The following is a 16172-nucleotide window of genomic DNA, read 5'->3' as shown; positions in this document are numbered from 1 at the left end:
GCTCCGTTCAGGGAGTGGCTCGCGCGAGGAGGTCGTCGACCTCCGCCTCGGTGGGCATCGCGGAGGAACAGGCGAGACGGGAGGCGACGAGGGCGCCGGCCGCGTTGGCGTACCGCATGATCCGCTCCAGCTCCCAGCCGGAGAGCAGACCGTGGCACAGGGAGCCGCCGAACGCGTCGCCCGCGCCGAGGCCGTTGACCACCTCGACCGGGACCGGCGGCACCTCGGCCGACCGGCCGTCCCGGTGCACGGCGAGGACGCCCTTGGGGCCCTGCTTGACGACGGCCAGCTCCACACCGGCCGCCAGCAACGCCTCGGCGCAGGCGCGGGGTTCGCGCACGCCCGTGGCGATCTCGCACTCGTCCAGGTTGCCGACCGCGACGGTCGCGTGCCCGAGCGCCTCGGCGTAGTACGGGCGGGCCTGGTCCGGGTCGGCCCAGAACATGGGGCGCCAGTCCAGGTCGAAGACCGTCGTGCCGGACTTGGCGCGGTGGGCGAGGGCGGCCAGCGTCGCCGTGCGGCTCGGTTCCTCGCTCAGTCCGGTGCCGGTCATCCAGAAGATCGAGGCCGCGCGGACCGCGTCCAGGTCCAGCTCCTCCGGGTGGATCTCCAGGTCCGGTGCCTTGGGGCGGCGGTAGAAGTAGAGCGGGAAGTCGTCCGGCGGGAAGATCTCGCAGAACGTCACCGGGGTCGGGTAGGCCGCGACCGGGGTGACCCAGCGGTCGTCGACGCCGAACTCCTTCAGCGCGCCGTGCAGATAGCCGCCGAAGGGGTCGTCGCCCGTGCGGGTGATGACGGCCGTCGCGCGGCCGAGCCGGGCGGCCGCGACCGCGACGTTGGAGGCCGAACCGCCGAGAAACTTGCCGAAGGTCTCAACCTCCGCCAGGGGTACGCCCGTCTGCAGAGGATAGAGATCGACCCCGATGCGGCCCATCGTGATCAGATCGAAACGCGGGACTGACTCGGCCATGTGCGACGCTCCTTTGGCTGGGCGGGGGCCTGCCGCCTCCCAAGGTGTATGACTCCCGGACGACGCTGTCAATACTTTGTACTTACATTCGGACCTGCGAGTGAAATGATGTCTTGACAAAGTATTGACAGTGGGCGTCCCAAGGACTTGTATCCGGTCCCAGCGCAGCAACAGCCATTCTTCTCGGGTCTGGCACTCGGGTCTGGCACACGGCTCTCCCGTCGCACAGTCGCACAGTGAGGTGCAGGAAAAGATGGACCGCTCTTCGCACGCCCGCTCCCGCAGATTCGCCCCTGCCGTGGCCCTCGCCGCCGCCGCGGCCCTGACCCTCGCCGGCTGCTCCAGCAGCTCGGGCGGGAAGAAGGCCGACGAGGAGAGCGACTCGGGCGGCGCCTCCGCGGGCAAGGCGAACACCCCCCGCATGACGGTCGCCCTGGTCACCCACCAGGCCCCCGGCGACACCTTCTGGGACATCGTCCGCAAGGGCGCCCAGGCCGCCGCCGACAAGGACAACGTCAAGCTCGTCTACTCCGCCGACCCGAACGCGGGCAACCAGGCCAACTTGGTGCAGAACGCGATCGACCAGAAGGTCGACGGCATCGCCGTCACCCTCGCCAAGCCGGACGCCCTGCGCAGCGTCCTCGGCAAGGCGGAGAAGGCCGGCATACCCGTGGTCGGGCTCAACTCCGGTCTGGCGGACTGGAAGAAGCTCGGCCTGATGGAGTTCTTCGGCCAGGACGAGAGCGTGGCCGGCGAGGCGCTCGGCAAGCGGCTGAACGAGGACGGGGCGAAGAAGGCCGTCTGCGTCATCCACGAGCAGGGCAACGTCGGCCTGACCCAGCGCTGCGAGGGCGTGAAGAAGACCTTCGAGGGGTCCATCGAGAACCTCTACGTCAACGGCACCGACATGCCCTCGGTGAAGTCGACCATCACCGCCAAGCTCAAGCAGGACGGCGGCATCGACCACCTGATCACGCTCGGCGCCCCCTTCGCCATGACCGCCGTGCAGGCGGTGGACGAGTCCGGCAGCGAGGCCAAGGTCGCCACCTTCGACCTCAACAAGGAACTGACCGGCGCCATTGAGAAGGGCGACATCGAGTTCGCCGTCGACCAGCAGCCCTACCTCCAGGGCTACCTCGCGGTCGACGGGCTGTGGCTCTACAAGAACAACGGCAACTACAGCGGCGGCGGTGAGCAGCCGGTGCTGACCGGCCCGGCCTTCGTCGACAAGACCAACGTCAAGGCCGTCGCCGAGTTCGCCTCGAAGGGCACCCGGTGATGAGCATGGCCCAACAGGCTGAGCCGGCGGTGACCACACCGCCGGCCCCCGGCCCTCAGCAGACCGACGGGCGCACCCGTGAGCGTCCCGTGGCGCTGCGGCTGCTCGCCCGGCCCGAGGTCGGGGTCTTCCTCGGCGCCGTCGCCGTGTTCGTCTTCTTCCTGATCGCCGCGCCCACGCTCCGCGACGGCGGTTCCATGGCGACGGTGCTGTACCAGTCGTCCACCATCGGCATCATGGCGCTGCCCGTCGCCCTGCTGATGATCGGCGGCGAGTTCGACCTGTCCGCCGGTGTCGCCGTGGTCACCTCGGCGCTCACCGCCGGCATGCTCAGCTACCAGCTGACCGTGAACGTCTGGATGGGCGTCGTCGTCGCCCTCGTGGTCTCGCTCGCCGTCGGCGCCTTCAACGGCTGGGTGCTGATGAAGACCGGCCTGCCGAGCTTCCTGGTCACGCTGGCCACCTTCCTGGTCCTCCAGGGCGTCAACCTCGCCGTCACCAAGCTCGTCACCGGCAACGTCGCCACCGACGACATCAGCGACATGGACGGCTTCGACCAGGCCAAGGCCGTCTTCGCCTCGTCCTTCGACGTCGGCGGCGTCGACGTGAAGATCACGGTCGTGTGGTGGCTGGTCTTCGCGGCCCTGGCCACCTGGGTCCTGCTGCGCACCAAGTACGGCAACTGGATCTTCGCCGTCGGCGGCAGCCAGGAGTCCGCCCGCGCCGTCGGCGTGCCGGTCACCTTCACCAAGATCACGCTGTTCATGCTGGTCGGCTTCGGCGCCTGGTTCGTCGGCATGCACCAGCTCTTCTCCTTCAACACCGTGCAGTCGGGTGAAGGCGTCGGCCAGGAGCTGATCTACATCGCCGCGGCCGTCATCGGCGGCTGTCTGCTCACCGGCGGCTACGGCTCCGCCATCGGCCCCGTCTTCGGCGCCTTCATGTTCGGCATGGTGAACCAGGGCATCGTCTTCGCGGGCTGGAACCCCGACTGGTTCAAGGCCTTCCTCGGCGTGATGCTCCTCGGCGCCGTCCTCATCAACCTGTACGTCCGCCGCGCCGCGACCCGGAGGTGATCGGAAATGACCAGCAAGACCCCCGCAGCCCCCGGCACCCACGGCGCCGTCCTGGCCGACCCCGCGCCCGAGCAGGACCGCCCGCTCGTCGAACTGCGCCGGGCCGGCAAGTCCTACGGCAACATCCGCGCCCTGCACGGCGTCGACCTCGCCGTGCACCCCGGCCGGGTGACCTGCGTGCTCGGTGACAACGGCGCCGGCAAGTCCACCCTCATCAAGATCATCTCCGGGCTGCACCAGCACACCGAGGGCGAGTTCCTCGTCGACGGCGAGGCCGTGCGCTTCGCCACCCCGCGCGACGCGCTGGCCCGCGGCATCGCCACGGTCTACCAGGACCTCGCCACGATCCCGCTGATGCCGGTGTGGCGGAACTTCTTCCTCGGCTCCGAGATGACCAAGGGTCCCTGGCCCGTGCGCCGCCTCGACATCGCCCGCATGAAGCGGACCGCCGACGAGGAACTGCGCAACATGGGTATCGTCCTGGACGACCTCGAACAGCCCATCGGCACCCTCTCCGGCGGCCAGCGCCAGTGCGTCGCCATCGCCCGCGCCGTCTACTTCGGCGCCCGCGTCCTCATCCTGGACGAACCCACCGCCGCGCTCGGCGTCAAGCAGTCCGGCGTGGTCCTGAAGTACATCGCCGCCGCCCGCGAGCGCGGACTCGGCGTCATCTTCATCACCCACAACCCCCACCACGCCTACATGGTCGGCGACCACTTCAGCGTGCTGCGCCTGGGCACCCTCGAACTGAGTGCGGCCCGCGCCGACATCACCCTCGAAGCGCTCACCAACCACATGGCGGGCGGCGCCGAACTGGCCGCCCTCAAGCACGAGCTGGCGCAGGTCGGCGGCGTCGACGTGGAGGCGCTCCCCGACGACGCGGGCGCTGCGGCGCAGGCCGCCGCACCCGATACTGCCGACAGGACCGACAGGACCGACAGGACCGACAGGACCGACAGGACCGACAGGACCGACAGGACCGACAGGACCGACGCCGCAAAGTCCGATGCCGCGGCATCCGACAGCACCGCATCCGGCACCGCCGAAGGGAAGGCCTGAGCATGCCCTCTGCCCTCGACCGCATCCGCGTCGGCTCGGCCCCCGACTCCTGGGGCGTCTGGTTCCCCGACGACCCCCGGCAGGTGCCGTGGGAACGGTTCCTGGACGAGGTCACCGAGGCCGGCTACGACTGGATCGAGCTGGGCCCCTACGGCTACCTCCCCACCGACCCGGCCCGGCTCACCGACGAGGTGACCCGGCGCGGCCTCAAGGTCTCGGCGGGCACCATCTTCTGCGGGCTGCACCGCGGCCCCTCCGAGTGGGACGCCACCTGGGAACAGGTCGGCCGCGTCGCCGCCCTCACCAAGGCGATGGACGCGAAACACCTCGTCGTCATCCCGTCCTTCTGGCGCGACGACAAGACCGCCGAGATCCTGGAGCCGCCGGAGCTGACGGGCGAGCAGTGGGGCCACCTCACCCGCGGCATGGAACGCCTGGGCCGCGAGGTACGGGAGACCTACGGCCTGGACATCGTCGTCCACCCGCACGCCGACACCCACATCGACACCGAGGAGCACGTCGAGCGCTTCCTCGACGCCACCGACTCCGACCTGGTGAACCTCTGCCTGGACACCGGTCACTACGCCTACTGCGGCGGCGACAGCGTCAAGCTGATCGAGACCTACGGCGAGCGCATCGGCTACCTCCACCTCAAGCAGGTCGACCCGGACATCCTCGCCGGGGTGCGCGAGGGCGGCGTGCCGTTCGGCCCGGCCGTGCAGCGCGGCGTGATGTGCGAGCCGCCCGGCGGCGTGCCGGAGCTGGGGCCGGTACTGACGGCGGCCCAGGAACTCGGCGTGGACCTGTTCGCCATCGTCGAGCAGGACATGTACCCCTGCGAGCCGGACAAGCCGCTGCCCATCGCGGTACGCACCCGGAAGTTCCTGCGTTCCTGCGGAGCCTGAGTCCGGCCGCACCGGCGGGAGCGTCCCGCCGGTGCCCCGCTCGGCGGGCCGTTGTCAGCGGCGCGCGTTAGCGTGCGAGCACTGACACCTCGTCCCGTTCCGGGAGGCACCCATGTCCTCGCGTCTCAACCCGTACCTCAGCTTCGACGGCGACGCCCGTCAGGCGATGGAGTTCTACGAGCAGGTGTTCGGCGGCACGCTGTCGCTGAACACCTTCGGCTCGTTCGGCATGTCCGACAGCCCGAAGGCCGAGCAGATCATGCACGGCATGCTGGAGACCTCCAGCGGCTTCACCCTGATGGGTGCCGACATGGCGCCCGGGCAGGAGCACCGTCCGGGGAACAACTTCTCGGTCAGCCTCAGCGGCGACGACGAGGCCGAGCTGCGCGGCTACTGGGACAAGCTGTCCGCCGACGGATCGGTCGACGTGCCGCTGGAGAAGCAGATGTGGGGTGACGTCTTCGGCATGTGCAGGGACCGGTTCGGCATCTCCTGGCTGGTGAACATCAGCGAGCCGGCGGGCTGACCGGGCAGCCCGCCGGACCGTGGACCCGCCGCACCCCCTCAGCCGCGCCGCACCTCGGCGATCGTCACCGGCCGGTGCTCGTGCAGCGACAGCGTGCACGCCTCGGCGATCCAGCCCGCCTCCAGCGCGTCCTCGACCGTGCAGGGCGAGGTGCGGGCACCGGCGACGACTTCGGTGAACGCGGTCAGCTCCGCGCGGTAGGCGGCCGTGAAGCGGTCCATGAAGAAGTCGTGCGGAGTACCGGCCGGGAACGTCACGCCCGGCTCGACCGAGCGCAGCGGCAGCTTGTCCTCCAGTCCGACGGCGATCGAGTCGTCGAAGCCGTGGATCTCCATCCGGACGTCGTAACCACGGGCGTTGTGGCGGCTGTTGGAGACCACGGCGATGGTGCCGTCGTCCAGGGTGAGCACCGCGCCGGTGGTGTCCGCGTCGCCTGCCTCCCTGATGTAGTCGGCACCGCGGTTGCCGCCGACGGCGTAGACCTCGCTCACCTCCCGGCCCGTCACCCAGCGGATCGAGTCGAAGTCGTGCACCGAGCAGTCCCGGAAGATGCCCCCGGAGGCGGCGACGTACGCGGCGGGCGGCGGCGCCGGGTCCAGCGTGGTCGACCGTACGGTGTGCAGCGGCCCCAGCTCACCGCTCCGCACGGCGGCCCGCGCCGCGGCGAACCCGGCGTCGAAGCGGCGCTGGTAACCGATCTGGACCGGCACGTCGTGGCCCGCGAGCGCCTTGAGCACCTCGACGCCCTCCGGCATGGTGCGGGCGACGGGCTTCTCGCAGAAGACGGGCACGCCGGCCTCGACGGCGGCCAGGATCAGGTCCGGGTGGGCGTCGGTCGCCGCCGCGATCACCACACCGTCCACACCGGCGGCCAGCACGGCCTCCGGCGAGTCCGCCACCTCGGCACCGAACCGCTCGGCGGCTGCCTTCGCGGCGTCCGCGAACGGGTCGGCGACGACGAGCGAGCCGACGGAGTCGAGTCCGGCGAGGGTCTCGGCGTGGAAGGCGCCGATGCGGCCGAGGCCGAGGATTCCGATACGCATGTGGTTCGCTGCTCCTTGCTCGTGGTGTGGGGTGTCCGTGCCGGGGCCCGCGCCCCGCCCGCCCCCGTTCACCGGCCCTCTCGTCGTGCCCGGCCCGCCCGCAGCTGTGCGCGCAGCGCCTCAGGTGTCCACTCCTCGCGCAGCGCCCGCCGTACGACGTCCGCCTGGGAGGGCGGGGCCAGGCCGTCGACCGGCGGGTCGCGGTCGAGGTTGGTCGGGAAGGGGTACCCCTCCGCGCTCGCGGCGACCACCTGCTCCAGCCACCGCTCGCCCGCGCCCGCGGCCTTCCGCCTCAGCAGCACCGGGTAGACGGCGTCCACCACCGCCTCCCGGTCCACGGTCTCCATGGCCCGGCCGAACGCGGAGGAGATCTGCAGCAGGTTGGCCATGCGGCGGATGCCCGCGGAGCGGTTGGCGCCCGCCGCGTGGAACAACGCGGGGCTGAAGAAGACCGCGTCGCCCTTGGCCAGCGGCACCTGCACCTGACGCGCCTCGAAGTACGCCCGGAACTCCGGCAGCCGCCAGGCCAGGTAGCCGGGCTCGTACTTCTGGGAGTGCGGCAGGTACATCGTGGGCCCCGACTCCACGGGCATGTCGCAGTGCGCGACGGCGCCCTGGAGGGTGAGCACCGGGGACAGGCGGTGCACGTGCGCCGGGTACGCGGCGGCGGCCCGGTCCGAGAGGAAGCCCAGATGGTAGTCGCGGTGCACGGTCTGGGCGGCGCCGCCCGGGTTGACCACGTTGATCTGGGAGGTGACCTGGTAGCCGGGGCCGAGCCAGGCGCGGGCGACCAGGGCCAGGGCGTCGTTGGCGTAGTAGTCGGCGAACGCCTCCGCATCACGCAGGGCCGCCTTCTCCAGGGCGTTCCACACCCGGTCGTTGGCCCCCGGCGCGGCGAAGTGATCACCGGCGGCGGCCCCCGAGGCGCGCTGCTCGGCGATCAGCGCGTCGAACACCGCGGTGGCCCGGTCGACCACCGCCGGGTCCGCGAAGGCGCCCTTGAGGACGACGAGGCCGGGGCCGTCGGCGAGGGCGTGGACGAGTTCGGCCGCCGTCCCCGCGTCGTCGCGCAGCCCCCCGGCCTCGTACACGGGGACGTTCCGCTCCACGGCGGCGGCCCGCGGGTAGGCGGCCGGGTCGGTCGGCTGCTCGACCAGCTCGCGGAAGGCGTCGAGGTCGCAGTCGCCTGCGGACAGCCGGGAGCGGTGGGCGGGGACGGGCGCTGCGGGCATCGTCGTCCTTTCGCTGACAGGGGCGACGCGGTGCTGCCATTCTTGTCCTGACAAACGCGTCGAACAACCATCAGCAGGCCATCAAAAACCCGTCAGAGCGCGCCGCGCGGACGAAGCCGAGGAGCCGGTCATGGGGCACCCCTTCCCGATCCGGGAGATCGCCCGGCAGGCGGGCCTGAGCGAGGCCACCGTCGACCGGGTGCTCAACGGCCGCGGCGGCGTGCGCGAGAGCACCGCCTACGAGGTCCGACGGGCCATCGCCGACCTGGACCGCCAGCGCACCCAGGTCCGGCTGGTCGGCCGCACGTTCATGTGCGACATCGTGATGCAGGCGCCGGAGCGCTTCACCACCGCCGTGCGGGCGGCTTTGGAGGCCGAACTGCCCGCGCTGCACCCGGCCGTGGTGCGCTGCCGGTTCCACTTCCGCGAGACGGGCCCGGCCGGGGAGCTGACCGAGACCCTGGACCGGATCGCCCGGCGCGGCTCCCAGGGGGTGATCCTCAAGGCCCCGGACGTCCCCGAGGTGAGCGCCGCCGTCGGCCGGCTGACCGCCGCGGGCATCCCCGTCGTCACCCTGGCGACGGACCTGCCCGCGAGCCCCCGGGCGGCCTACGTCGGCATCGACGACCGGGCCGCGGGCGCGACCGCCGCCTACCTCATGGGCGAGTGGCTCGGCGACCGCCCCGGCAACGTCCTCACCAGTCTCAGCAGCGGCTTCTTCCGCAACGAGGAGGAACGCGAGATGGGCTTCCGCGGCGTCGTGCGGGCCCGGCACCCCGGCCGGGCACTCGTCGAGATCGCCGAGGGGCAGGGCCTGGACGCCACCCAGTACGACCTGGTGCGGGCCGCGCTCGAACGCGACCCGGACATCCGGGCGGTCTACTCGATGGGCGGCGGCAACATCGCCACCCTGCGCGCCTTCGCGGACCTCGGCCGCCCCTGCGACGTGTTCGTCGCCCACGACCTCGACCAGGACAACACCCGGCTGCTGCGCGAGCGGCGCCTGTCCGTCGTCCTCCACCACGACCTGCGCCAGGACCTGCGCGAGGCCTGCCGCCACGTGATGCGCGCCCACGGCGCACTGCCGCCCGCCGGTCCGGCGCGACCCTCGCCGATCCAGGTCGTCACCCCGCACAACATGCCGCCCGACGTGCCCTTCGGCACCGCGACCGTGTGACGTGCGCCGCCGCCCCGGGCGTGTGACGCGGCCGTCCACGCCGCCGCTCGTACCGTCGGGCGCATGTGGAAATCGACTCCGGCCGGCGGCCCCGAGCGGGTGGTGGCGCTGGCCGACGGCGTCTTCGCGATCGCCATCACCCTGCTCGTCCTGGACTTCTCCGTGCCCAGCGGTCTGGACTCCTCGGCCTACCGCGCGGCTCTGCGGGACCTCGCGCCCAACCTGGGTGCGTACGTGCTCAGTCTGCTGGTGCTCGGGCTCTTCTGGCGCGACCACCGCCGCATCTTCGGCCTCGTCGAGCGGGTCGACGGCCAGGTGATCACGCTGTCCCTGGCCGGCCTGGGCGTCGCGGCACTCGTTCCCTTCCCGACCAAGCTCATCTCCGAGTACGGGGACGAGCCGGTCTCCGTCGCCGTCTACGCGGCGGCGATCGCCGCCCTGGGCGCCTCCCACGTGGCCCTGCTGGCCGTGCTGGCCACCCGGCCCTGGCTGTGCGGCGGCACGGCCCCCGAGGAAGGCTTCCTGCTCTTCGGTCTGGACATGGCGGCGACGACGGTGGTCTTCGCACTGAGCGTCCCGCTCGCCCTGGCCGTCGGTCCCGCGGCGATGTGGAGCTGGCTCGTACTGGTCCCGGTCCAGGGCCTGCTGGGCCGGTGGGCGATGCGGGCCCGCCGCGGCGCCGTCAACCGGGCAGCCCGGGACTGACCCAGGTGCCGCGCTCCGCCGACCGCGACATGGCCTCCAGTACGTCCGCACTGTGCACGGCGTCCGACAGGGTGGCACCGTACGGGGTGCCCTCGGCGATCGAGCGCAGGAAGCGGTGGGCCTCCACCACCTTCAGGTCGTCGTACCCCATGGCGTTCGCGGCCCCCGGCTGGAACGCGGCGAACTCGCCGTGCCCGGGGCCGACGTACACGGTGCTCACCGGCTGGTCCTGGTACTCCGTGCCGCGGCTGACGCGCAGTTCGTTCATGCGGCGGAAGTCCCAGAACACCGCGCCCCTGGTGCCGTGCACCTCGAAGCCGTAGTTGTTCTGCTCGCCGACGGAGACCCGGCAGGCCTCCAGGACTCCGCGGGCGCCGGAGGCGAAGCGCAGCAGGCAGCTGACGTAGTCCTCGTTCTCGACCGGGCCCAGCTCGCCGCCCGTGGCCCGGGCATGACCGGCGGTGGCGGCGGCGGGACGGGCCCGCCGCGGCAGGAAGACCGCCGTGTCGGCGGTCAGCGAGGCGATGTCGCCGAGCAGGAACCGGGCCAGGTCCGCGCCGTGCGAGGCCAGGTCGCCGAGTACCCCGCTGCCGCCGCGCTGCCGCTCGTAGCGCCAGGTCAGCGCACCCTCCGGATGGGCCGCGTAGTCGCTGAAGAAGCGGAGGCGGGCATGGGTGACGGTGCCGATCTCCCCGGCGGCGATCAGGTCGCGGGCGGTCTCCACGGCCGGGGCGTTGCGGTAGTTGAAGCCGACCGCGCCCTGCACACCGGCCCCGGACACGGCGTCCGCCACCGCCCGCGCATCGTCGGACGACAGGCCGACCGGCTTCTCCACCCAGATGTGCTTGCCCGCCCCGGCCATCGCGACGGCGATCTCGCGGTGCAGGAAGTTGGGGGCCGTGATGCTGACCGCGCGCACTCGCGGGTCCGCCGCCACCTCGCGCCAGTCGCGGGTCGTCGAGGCGAACCCGAACTGCGCGGCGGCCTCCTCGGCCCGCCCCGGCACCTCCTCGGCGACCGTCACCAGCTCCGGGCGCAGCGCCAGGTGCGGATAGTGGTGGCGGACCCGGGCGTACGCCTGGGTGTGCACCCGGCCCATCCAGCCGAAACCTACGACGGCGACACCGAGTGCCTCGACCATGAGCGCCCCTCTTCGGATCTGTCCGTGATCTGTCCGAGGCCACCCTGGGCGGGCGCCGGCATCATGTCAACCTTTTGACAGGACAAAGACCGGGGGCCCGGATCACGGACGACCGAGGTCGATCGCGTACGCCTTGCGCAGCGTCTCGTGCACCGTCCACGTCGTACGGTCGCCCTCGCGCAGTACGGCCAGGTCGCCCGGCCCGACCGTGAGGGTCGGCCCGCCCGCCACCTCGATGGTGGCCGAGCCGCTGAGCACGACGAACATCTCGTCCGCCTCCGTGTCGGTGACCACGCCGGGGGTGATCTGCCAGACGCCGCGCACCCGGCGGCCGTCCGGCGACTCCCAGACCAGCCTGCCGGTCACCTCGGGCGTGCCGGACACGATCTGGCCGGGGTCGAGCGGCTCGGGTTCGAGCTCGGCGTCGGGGACGTGCACAACGAAGCTGTGGGTCATGGCGCGACGTTAGCCGGGCCCCGCGGGGCTCCGGGGGAGACAGGGTGTGGGGCATCCGGCCCGATCGGCGGACACTTCGTCGCGGCCGGGGCGGGGGCGAAAAGCGCGAACAAAATTGTTGACAATCTTGTTTGGCTAGATTTACGTTCGACAGGCACTCACTCAGGGAGGGCAACCATGCCGAACCAAGCCCGTCCGGGCACCGGGGAGCAGGCCAAACAGCTTGCGCTCGGTCAGCTGCGGCAGGCGATCCTGCGCGGCGACATGGCACCCGCGCAGCGGCTGGTGGAGAACGAACTCGCCGAGCAGTTCGGTGTGACCCGGGCGAGTATCCGGGCCGCGCTGATCGACCTGGAGTCCCAGGGGCTCGTCGAGCGCATCCGCAATCGCGGTTCACGGGTGCGGGTGGTGACCGTGGAGGAGGCCGTGGCCATCACCGAGTGCCGCCTGGTGCTCGAAGGGCTGTGCGCGGCCAAGGCCGCCGCCGCCGTCGACGACGGGCAGGTCGCCCGGTTGAAGGAGCTGGGCTCGGCGATGCGCAAGGCCGTGGCCGGCGGCGAACCGCTGACCTACTCGGACCTCAACCACGAACTCCACGCCCGGATCCGGGAGTTCTCCGGCCAGCTGACGGCCGTGGAACTGCTGGAACGGCTCAACGCGCAACTGGTCAGGCACCGCTTCCAGTTGGCGCTGCGCCCGGGGCGCCCGCAGCAATCCCTGAACGAGCACCTGGCCATGATCGAGGCGATCGAGGCCAGGGACCCGCAGGCCGCCGAGGCGGCCGTCCGGGCCCACCTCGTCAGTGTGATCGAGGCGCTGCGCGACTGACGCACCCGCCTGGGACACGCGCCTGAGACACGGCACTGAGGTGGGCGTCACCTGTCCACCAAGGAGAAGTCACCCATGACGTACGGCAACGCGCCCGCCGCCGTCCCCCGTTCGACCCTCGTCGTCACCGCGCACGCGGGGGACTTCGTGTGGCGGGCGGGCGGCGCCATCGCCCTGGCCGCCTCGCGCGGGGAGCAGGTCACCATCGCGTGCCTGACCTTCGGCGAGCGCGGCGAGTCCGCCAAGGCCTGGCGGGAGGGGAAGAAGCTGGCGGAGATCAAGGCGCTGCGCCGGGAGGAGGCCGAGAAGGCCGCCGCGACCCTGGGCGCCGAGGTCCGCTTCTTCGACGCCGGCGACTACCCGCTGACCGTCACCCCGGAGCTGACCGACCGGCTCGTCGAGGTCTACCGGGCCACCCAGCCCGACGTCGTACTCACCCACCCGGTCGAGGACCCGTACAACGGCGACCACCCGGCCGCCAACCGCATGGCCCTTCAGGCGCGCGTCCTCGCACAGGCCATCGGCTACCCGGGCCAGGGCGAGATCATCGGCGCCCCGCCGGTCTTCTACTTCGAGCCGCACCAGCCCGAGATGAGCGGCTTCCGGCCCGAGGTGCTGCTCGACATCACCGAGGTGTGGGAGACCAAGCGCAAGGCGATGGAGTGCCTCGCCGCCCAGCGGCACCTGTGGGACTACTACACCGACCTGGCCGTCCGCCGGGGCGTCCAGCTCAAGCGCAACGCCGGTCCCAACCTGGGCCTGGCGCACCGGACCATGGCAGAGGCCTTCATGCGCCCCTACCCCCAGATCGCGAAGGAGCTGGCATGAGCGGCGTCGTCGTCACCAACCCGCCCAAGGCCGACGCCGAGGACGTCGAGGCGCTCGCCGCCTACGGCGTGGCCACCGTCAGCGAGGCCATGGGCCGCACCGGACTGCTCGGGCCCGGCATCCGCCCCGTCCAGCAGGGCGTACGGCTCGCCGGCACCGCGGTCACCGTGCTCAGCTGGCCCGGCGACAACCTGATGATCCACGCCGCCGTCGAGCAGTGCGGCGAGGGCGACGTCCTCGTCGTCACCACCACCTCCCCGTCCACCGACGGCCTGTTCGGCGAACTCTTCGCCACCGCCCTCCAGCGGCGCGGGGTGCGCGGCATCGTCATCAACACCGGCATCCGCGACACCCAGGAACTGCGCGAGATGGGCTTCGCCGCCTGGTCCCGCGCCGTGTCCGCCCAGGGCACGGTCAAGGCCACCGGGGGCTCGGTCAACGTCCCGATCGCCGTCGACGGCCAGGTGATCCGCCCCGGCGACGTGATCGTCGCCGACGACGACGGCGTGGTGGTCGTCCCGCGCGAGCGCGCCCGGCAGGTCGCCGAGGCATCCGAGGCCCGCGAGCAGAAGGAGGCGGCCACCCGCGCCGCCTTCCTGGAGGGCCAACTCGGCCTGGACCGCTACGGGTTGCGCGAGAAGCTGAAGGAACTCGGGGTCACCTACCAGTCGTACGACGTGTACACCGCGGGAGAGCGGCCGTGACCGGCACCGGTATCGGCATCGGGCCCGAGGCGGTGCGCTGCACGCTGATGCGCGGCGGCACCTCCAAGGGCGCCTACTTCCTCGCCGCCGACCTGCCCGCCGACCCCGCCGCCCGCGACGGCCTGCTGCTGCGGACCATGGGCAGCCCCGACCCGGGGCAGATCGACGGCCTGGGCGGCGGGCACCCGCTGACCAGCAAGGTCGCCGTGATCTCCGGCTCGGCCGACCCGGACGCCGACGTCGACTACCTGTTCCTCCAGGTCGCCGTGGACGCCCCCGAGGTCACCGACCGGCAGAACTGCGGCAACATCCTCGCCGGGGTGGGCCCGTTCGCCGTCGAGCGCGGGCTCGTGCCGGCCGGGGAGGCCGAGACGTCCGTACGCATCCGCATGCTCAACACCGGCGAGCTGGCCGTCGCGACCTTCCCGACCCCGGGCGGGCGCGTCGCGTACGACGGGGACACGGCGATATCCGGCGTGCCCGGCACCGCCGCGGCGGTCGTCATCGAGTTCCCGCAGGGCGCCGGGCCGCTGCTGCCCACCGGCAACGTCCGCGACACCGTCGCCGGCACCGAGGTGACCTGCGTCGACAACGGCATGCCGGTCGTCCTGATCCCGGCCGCATCGCTCGGAGTCACCGGGCAGGAGACACCGGCGGAGCTGGAGGCGGACGCGGCACTCGCCGGACGCCTGCGCGAGATCCGGCTGGCCGCCGGGCACCTGATGGGCCTCGGTGACGTCGAGGGCGCCACCGTACCCAAGCTGACCCTCCTCGCCCCGCCCCGGGACGGCGGCGCGGTCACCACCCGCACCTTCATCCCGGTGCGCTGCCACACCTCCATCGGTGTCCTGGGCGCCGCGAGCGTCGCGGCCGGGCTGCGCGTCCCCGGCGGCGTGGGGGAGGGCGTCGCCCGCCTCGCCCCGTCCGGCGACCGGGTCCGGGTGGAACACCCCACCGGGTTCCTGGAGGTGGACGTCCGGCTCGACGCCGGCCCGCTCGTGGTCCGGCGTACTGCCGTCCTACGCACCGCGCGCAAGATCTTCGACGGCACCGTCTTCCCCCGGTCCGCCACGACGGCACCGATCCCCGCACAACGCCCTGGAGGCCACCATGACTCCGCCGCTCGGTGACATCGCGCACGTCGGCCACGCCCAGCTCTTCACGCCCGACCTCGACGCGAGCGTCGCCTTCTTCACGGACTTCCTGGGCCTGACGGTCAACGGGCAGCACGGCGACACCGTCTACCTGCGCACCTACGACGACTACGAACACCACAGCCTCGTCCTCACCGCCCGTGAGCAGCCCGGCCTCGGCCGCCTCGCCCTGCGCACCTCCGGCGAGGACGCGCTCCGGCGCAGGGTGGCGGCCCTGGAGGCGGCGGGGCGGCCCGGCGCCTGGGTCGAGGACGAGCCCGGCCTCGGCAAGCTGTACGTCACCACCGACCCCGACGGGCACGAACACGCCCTGTACTGGGAGAGCGAGCACTACCGGGCACCCGAGGAGCTCCGGCCCGCCCTCAAGAACCAGCCGCAGGCCAAACCCAACCGGGGCGTCGGCGTACGCCGCCTGGACCACGTCAACTTCCTCGCCGCCGACGTACTCGCCAGCGCCGAGTTCCAGGAAGGGCTCCTCGGCGCCCGGCCCACCGAGCAGATCCGGCTCGACTCCGGGAAGATCGCGGCCCGTTGGCTGACCTTCACGAACAAGTCGTACGACGTCGTCTACACCGAGGACTGGACCGGTTCCTCCGGGCGGCTGCACCACATCGCCTTCGCCGCCGACACCCGCGAGGACATCCTGCGCGCCGCCGACCTCGCCATCGACACCGGCGTGTTCATCGAGACCGGCCCGCACAAGCACGCCATCCAGCAGACGTTCTTCCTGTACGTCTACGAGCCCGGCGGCAACCGCATCGAGCTGTGCAACCCGCTCACCCGCCTGGTGCTTGCGCCGGACTGGCCGCTGATCACCTGGACCGAGGAGGAGCGGAAGAAGGGCCAGGCCTGGGGTCTGAAGACGATCGAGTCGTTCCACACCCACGGCACTCCGCCGGTCGCGTGACGCGTTTCTGACGCCGTACCGACAGCCTTCCGACAGCTTTCTCACAGGGGGTGGGTCGCGCACGTCCGGGCAGGGCCGGGACCGGCTGACGCGGGGGCGGTGCGCGACGGGCAGGGCCGGGACCGGCTGAGCGCGACCGGCTGAGCGCGACCGGCAGGGCCGGGACCGGCTGACGCGGGGGC

General features: G+C 72.0%; 17 protein-coding genes. 12 read left to right on the top strand and 5 right to left on the bottom strand.

Translation table 11 applies throughout. From position 1 onward, the window contains the following. Positions 1-7: 7 nt before the first annotated feature. Positions 8-970, bottom strand: coding sequence for a 5-dehydro-2-deoxygluconokinase (gene iolC / locus ACFV9J_RS38795; RefSeq protein WP_385362674.1), 963 nt, complete (start codon positions 968-970; stop codon positions 8-10). Between the two features lie 253 nt (positions 971-1223). Between iolC and ACFV9J_RS38790 the strand changes: the two genes are divergently transcribed. The 5 genes from ACFV9J_RS38790 (at position 1224) to ACFV9J_RS38770 (ending at position 5815) form a co-directional block, all read left to right on the top strand. Then, entirely contained in the window at positions 1224-2249 is a 1026-nt protein-coding gene (locus tag ACFV9J_RS38790; RefSeq protein ID WP_385362672.1) for a sugar ABC transporter substrate-binding protein, read from the top strand. Continuing rightward, on the top strand, positions 2249-3325 hold the full coding sequence (locus ACFV9J_RS38785) for an ABC transporter permease (protein WP_385362670.1): 1077 nt from the start codon (positions 2249-2251) through the stop codon (positions 3323-3325). Before ACFV9J_RS38790 ends, ACFV9J_RS38785 begins: the two co-directional genes overlap by 1 nt. Before the next feature lie 6 nt (positions 3326-3331). Beyond that, positions 3332-4384 carry an ATP-binding cassette domain-containing protein gene (locus ACFV9J_RS38780; protein ID WP_385362668.1) on the top strand — a complete coding sequence of 351 codons (1053 nt, stop codon included), beginning with the start codon at positions 3332-3334 and terminating at the stop codon, positions 4382-4384. A gap of 2 nt (positions 4385-4386) precedes the next feature. Then, positions 4387-5289: a sugar phosphate isomerase/epimerase gene (locus ACFV9J_RS38775; RefSeq protein ID WP_115745459.1), complete on the top strand. Its 903-nt coding sequence runs from the start codon at positions 4387-4389 to the stop codon at positions 5287-5289. A 112-nt stretch (positions 5290-5401) separates the two neighbouring features. Further along, the gene (locus tag ACFV9J_RS38770; RefSeq protein ID WP_385362665.1) at positions 5402-5815 is read left to right on the top strand and encodes a VOC family protein; all 414 of its coding nucleotides are present in this window, start codon (positions 5402-5404) and stop codon (positions 5813-5815) included. Positions 5816-5853: 38 nt separating this feature from the next. On the opposite strand, the gene ACFV9J_RS38765 is transcribed toward ACFV9J_RS38770, so the two are convergent. Together ACFV9J_RS38765 and ACFV9J_RS38760 are read right to left on the bottom strand one after the other, a co-directional pair. After that, positions 5854-6858, bottom strand: coding sequence for a Gfo/Idh/MocA family oxidoreductase (locus tag ACFV9J_RS38765; protein ID WP_385362663.1), 1005 nt, complete (start codon positions 6856-6858; stop codon positions 5854-5856). A 68-nt stretch (positions 6859-6926) separates the two neighbouring features. Beyond that, the gene (locus ACFV9J_RS38760) at positions 6927-8090 is read right to left on the bottom strand and encodes a phytanoyl-CoA dioxygenase family protein (RefSeq protein WP_385362661.1); all 1164 of its coding nucleotides are present in this window, start codon (positions 8088-8090) and stop codon (positions 6927-6929) included. Between the two features lie 130 nt (positions 8091-8220). Here ACFV9J_RS38760 and ACFV9J_RS38755 point away from each other — a divergent pair, with 130 nt between their 5' ends. Both ACFV9J_RS38755 and ACFV9J_RS38750 read left to right on the top strand, forming a co-directional pair. Next, the gene (locus ACFV9J_RS38755; RefSeq protein ID WP_385362659.1) at positions 8221-9267 is read left to right on the top strand and encodes a LacI family DNA-binding transcriptional regulator; all 1047 of its coding nucleotides are present in this window, start codon (positions 8221-8223) and stop codon (positions 9265-9267) included. Between the two features lie 63 nt (positions 9268-9330). Beyond that, a complete protein-coding gene (locus ACFV9J_RS38750) occupies positions 9331-9972 on the top strand; it encodes a TMEM175 family protein (protein WP_385362657.1) in 642 nt (213 codons plus the stop codon). On the opposite strand, the gene ACFV9J_RS38745 is transcribed toward ACFV9J_RS38750, so the two are convergent. Further along, positions 9950-11113 carry a Gfo/Idh/MocA family protein gene (locus ACFV9J_RS38745; RefSeq protein ID WP_385362655.1) on the bottom strand — a complete coding sequence of 388 codons (1164 nt, stop codon included), beginning with the start codon at positions 11111-11113 and terminating at the stop codon, positions 9950-9952. The two genes, ACFV9J_RS38750 and ACFV9J_RS38745, sit on opposite strands and share 23 nt — an antisense overlap. Positions 11114-11215: 102 nt before the next feature. Beyond that, positions 11216-11569, bottom strand: coding sequence for a cupin domain-containing protein (locus tag ACFV9J_RS38740; protein ID WP_385362653.1), 354 nt, complete (start codon positions 11567-11569; stop codon positions 11216-11218). 177 nt (positions 11570-11746) lie between these two features. Between ACFV9J_RS38740 and ACFV9J_RS38735 the strand changes: the two genes are divergently transcribed. The 5 genes from ACFV9J_RS38735 (at position 11747) to ACFV9J_RS38715 (ending at position 15990) form a co-directional block, all read left to right on the top strand. Continuing rightward, positions 11747-12397, top strand: coding sequence for a GntR family transcriptional regulator (locus ACFV9J_RS38735; RefSeq protein ID WP_385362652.1), 651 nt, complete (start codon positions 11747-11749; stop codon positions 12395-12397). A gap of 75 nt (positions 12398-12472) precedes the next feature. Then, positions 12473-13225, top strand: a complete 753-nt coding sequence (locus tag ACFV9J_RS38730; protein ID WP_385362650.1) for a PIG-L deacetylase family protein — start codon at positions 12473-12475, stop codon at positions 13223-13225. Continuing rightward, a complete protein-coding gene (locus tag ACFV9J_RS38725) occupies positions 13222-13929 on the top strand; it encodes a 4-carboxy-4-hydroxy-2-oxoadipate aldolase/oxaloacetate decarboxylase (RefSeq protein ID WP_385362648.1) in 708 nt (235 codons plus the stop codon). The genes ACFV9J_RS38730 and ACFV9J_RS38725 overlap by 4 nt, the downstream gene beginning before the upstream one ends. Continuing rightward, positions 13926-15059 carry a 4-oxalomesaconate tautomerase gene (locus ACFV9J_RS38720; protein ID WP_385362646.1) on the top strand — a complete coding sequence of 378 codons (1134 nt, stop codon included), beginning with the start codon at positions 13926-13928 and terminating at the stop codon, positions 15057-15059. Before ACFV9J_RS38725 ends, ACFV9J_RS38720 begins: the two co-directional genes overlap by 4 nt. After that, positions 15040-15990, top strand: coding sequence for a VOC family protein (locus ACFV9J_RS38715; protein WP_385362644.1), 951 nt, complete (start codon positions 15040-15042; stop codon positions 15988-15990). The genes ACFV9J_RS38720 and ACFV9J_RS38715 overlap by 20 nt, the downstream gene beginning before the upstream one ends. Positions 15991-16172: the final 182 nt, after the last annotated feature.

Origin of the sequence: Streptomyces sp. NPDC059906, assembly GCF_042730645.1 — a bacterium.
GTDB lineage: Bacteria > Actinomycetota > Actinomycetes > Streptomycetales > Streptomycetaceae > Streptomyces > Streptomyces rubrogriseus.
This window is presented reverse-complemented; position numbering and strand designations above follow the sequence as displayed.

Excerpts from the sequence above, each read along its gene's own strand:
- iolC (WP_385362674.1), bottom strand. The coding sequence starts at position 970 with ATGGCCGAGTCAGTCCCGCGTTTCGATCTGATCACGATGGGCCGCATC.
- ACFV9J_RS38790 (WP_385362672.1), top strand. The coding sequence starts at position 1,224 with ATGGACCGCTCTTCGCACGCCCGCTCCCGCAGATTCGCCCCTGCCGTG.
- ACFV9J_RS38785 (WP_385362670.1), top strand. The coding sequence starts at position 2,249 with ATGAGCATGGCCCAACAGGCTGAGCCGGCGGTGACCACACCGCCGGCC.
- ACFV9J_RS38780 (WP_385362668.1), top strand. The coding sequence starts at position 3,332 with ATGACCAGCAAGACCCCCGCAGCCCCCGGCACCCACGGCGCCGTCCTG.
- ACFV9J_RS38775 (WP_115745459.1), top strand. The coding sequence starts at position 4,387 with ATGCCCTCTGCCCTCGACCGCATCCGCGTCGGCTCGGCCCCCGACTCC.
- ACFV9J_RS38770 (WP_385362665.1), top strand. The coding sequence starts at position 5,402 with ATGTCCTCGCGTCTCAACCCGTACCTCAGCTTCGACGGCGACGCCCGT.
- ACFV9J_RS38765 (WP_385362663.1), bottom strand. The coding sequence starts at position 6,858 with ATGCGTATCGGAATCCTCGGCCTCGGCCGCATCGGCGCCTTCCACGCC.
- ACFV9J_RS38760 (WP_385362661.1), bottom strand. The coding sequence starts at position 8,090 with ATGCCCGCAGCGCCCGTCCCCGCCCACCGCTCCCGGCTGTCCGCAGGC.
- ACFV9J_RS38755 (WP_385362659.1), top strand. The coding sequence starts at position 8,221 with ATGGGGCACCCCTTCCCGATCCGGGAGATCGCCCGGCAGGCGGGCCTG.
- ACFV9J_RS38750 (WP_385362657.1), top strand. The coding sequence starts at position 9,331 with ATGTGGAAATCGACTCCGGCCGGCGGCCCCGAGCGGGTGGTGGCGCTG.
- ACFV9J_RS38745 (WP_385362655.1), bottom strand. The coding sequence starts at position 11,113 with ATGGTCGAGGCACTCGGTGTCGCCGTCGTAGGTTTCGGCTGGATGGGC.
- ACFV9J_RS38740 (WP_385362653.1), bottom strand. The coding sequence starts at position 11,569 with ATGACCCACAGCTTCGTTGTGCACGTCCCCGACGCCGAGCTCGAACCC.
- ACFV9J_RS38735 (WP_385362652.1), top strand. The coding sequence starts at position 11,747 with ATGCCGAACCAAGCCCGTCCGGGCACCGGGGAGCAGGCCAAACAGCTT.
- ACFV9J_RS38730 (WP_385362650.1), top strand. The coding sequence starts at position 12,473 with ATGACGTACGGCAACGCGCCCGCCGCCGTCCCCCGTTCGACCCTCGTC.
- ACFV9J_RS38725 (WP_385362648.1), top strand. The coding sequence starts at position 13,222 with ATGAGCGGCGTCGTCGTCACCAACCCGCCCAAGGCCGACGCCGAGGAC.
- ACFV9J_RS38715 (WP_385362644.1), top strand. The coding sequence starts at position 15,040 with ATGACTCCGCCGCTCGGTGACATCGCGCACGTCGGCCACGCCCAGCTC.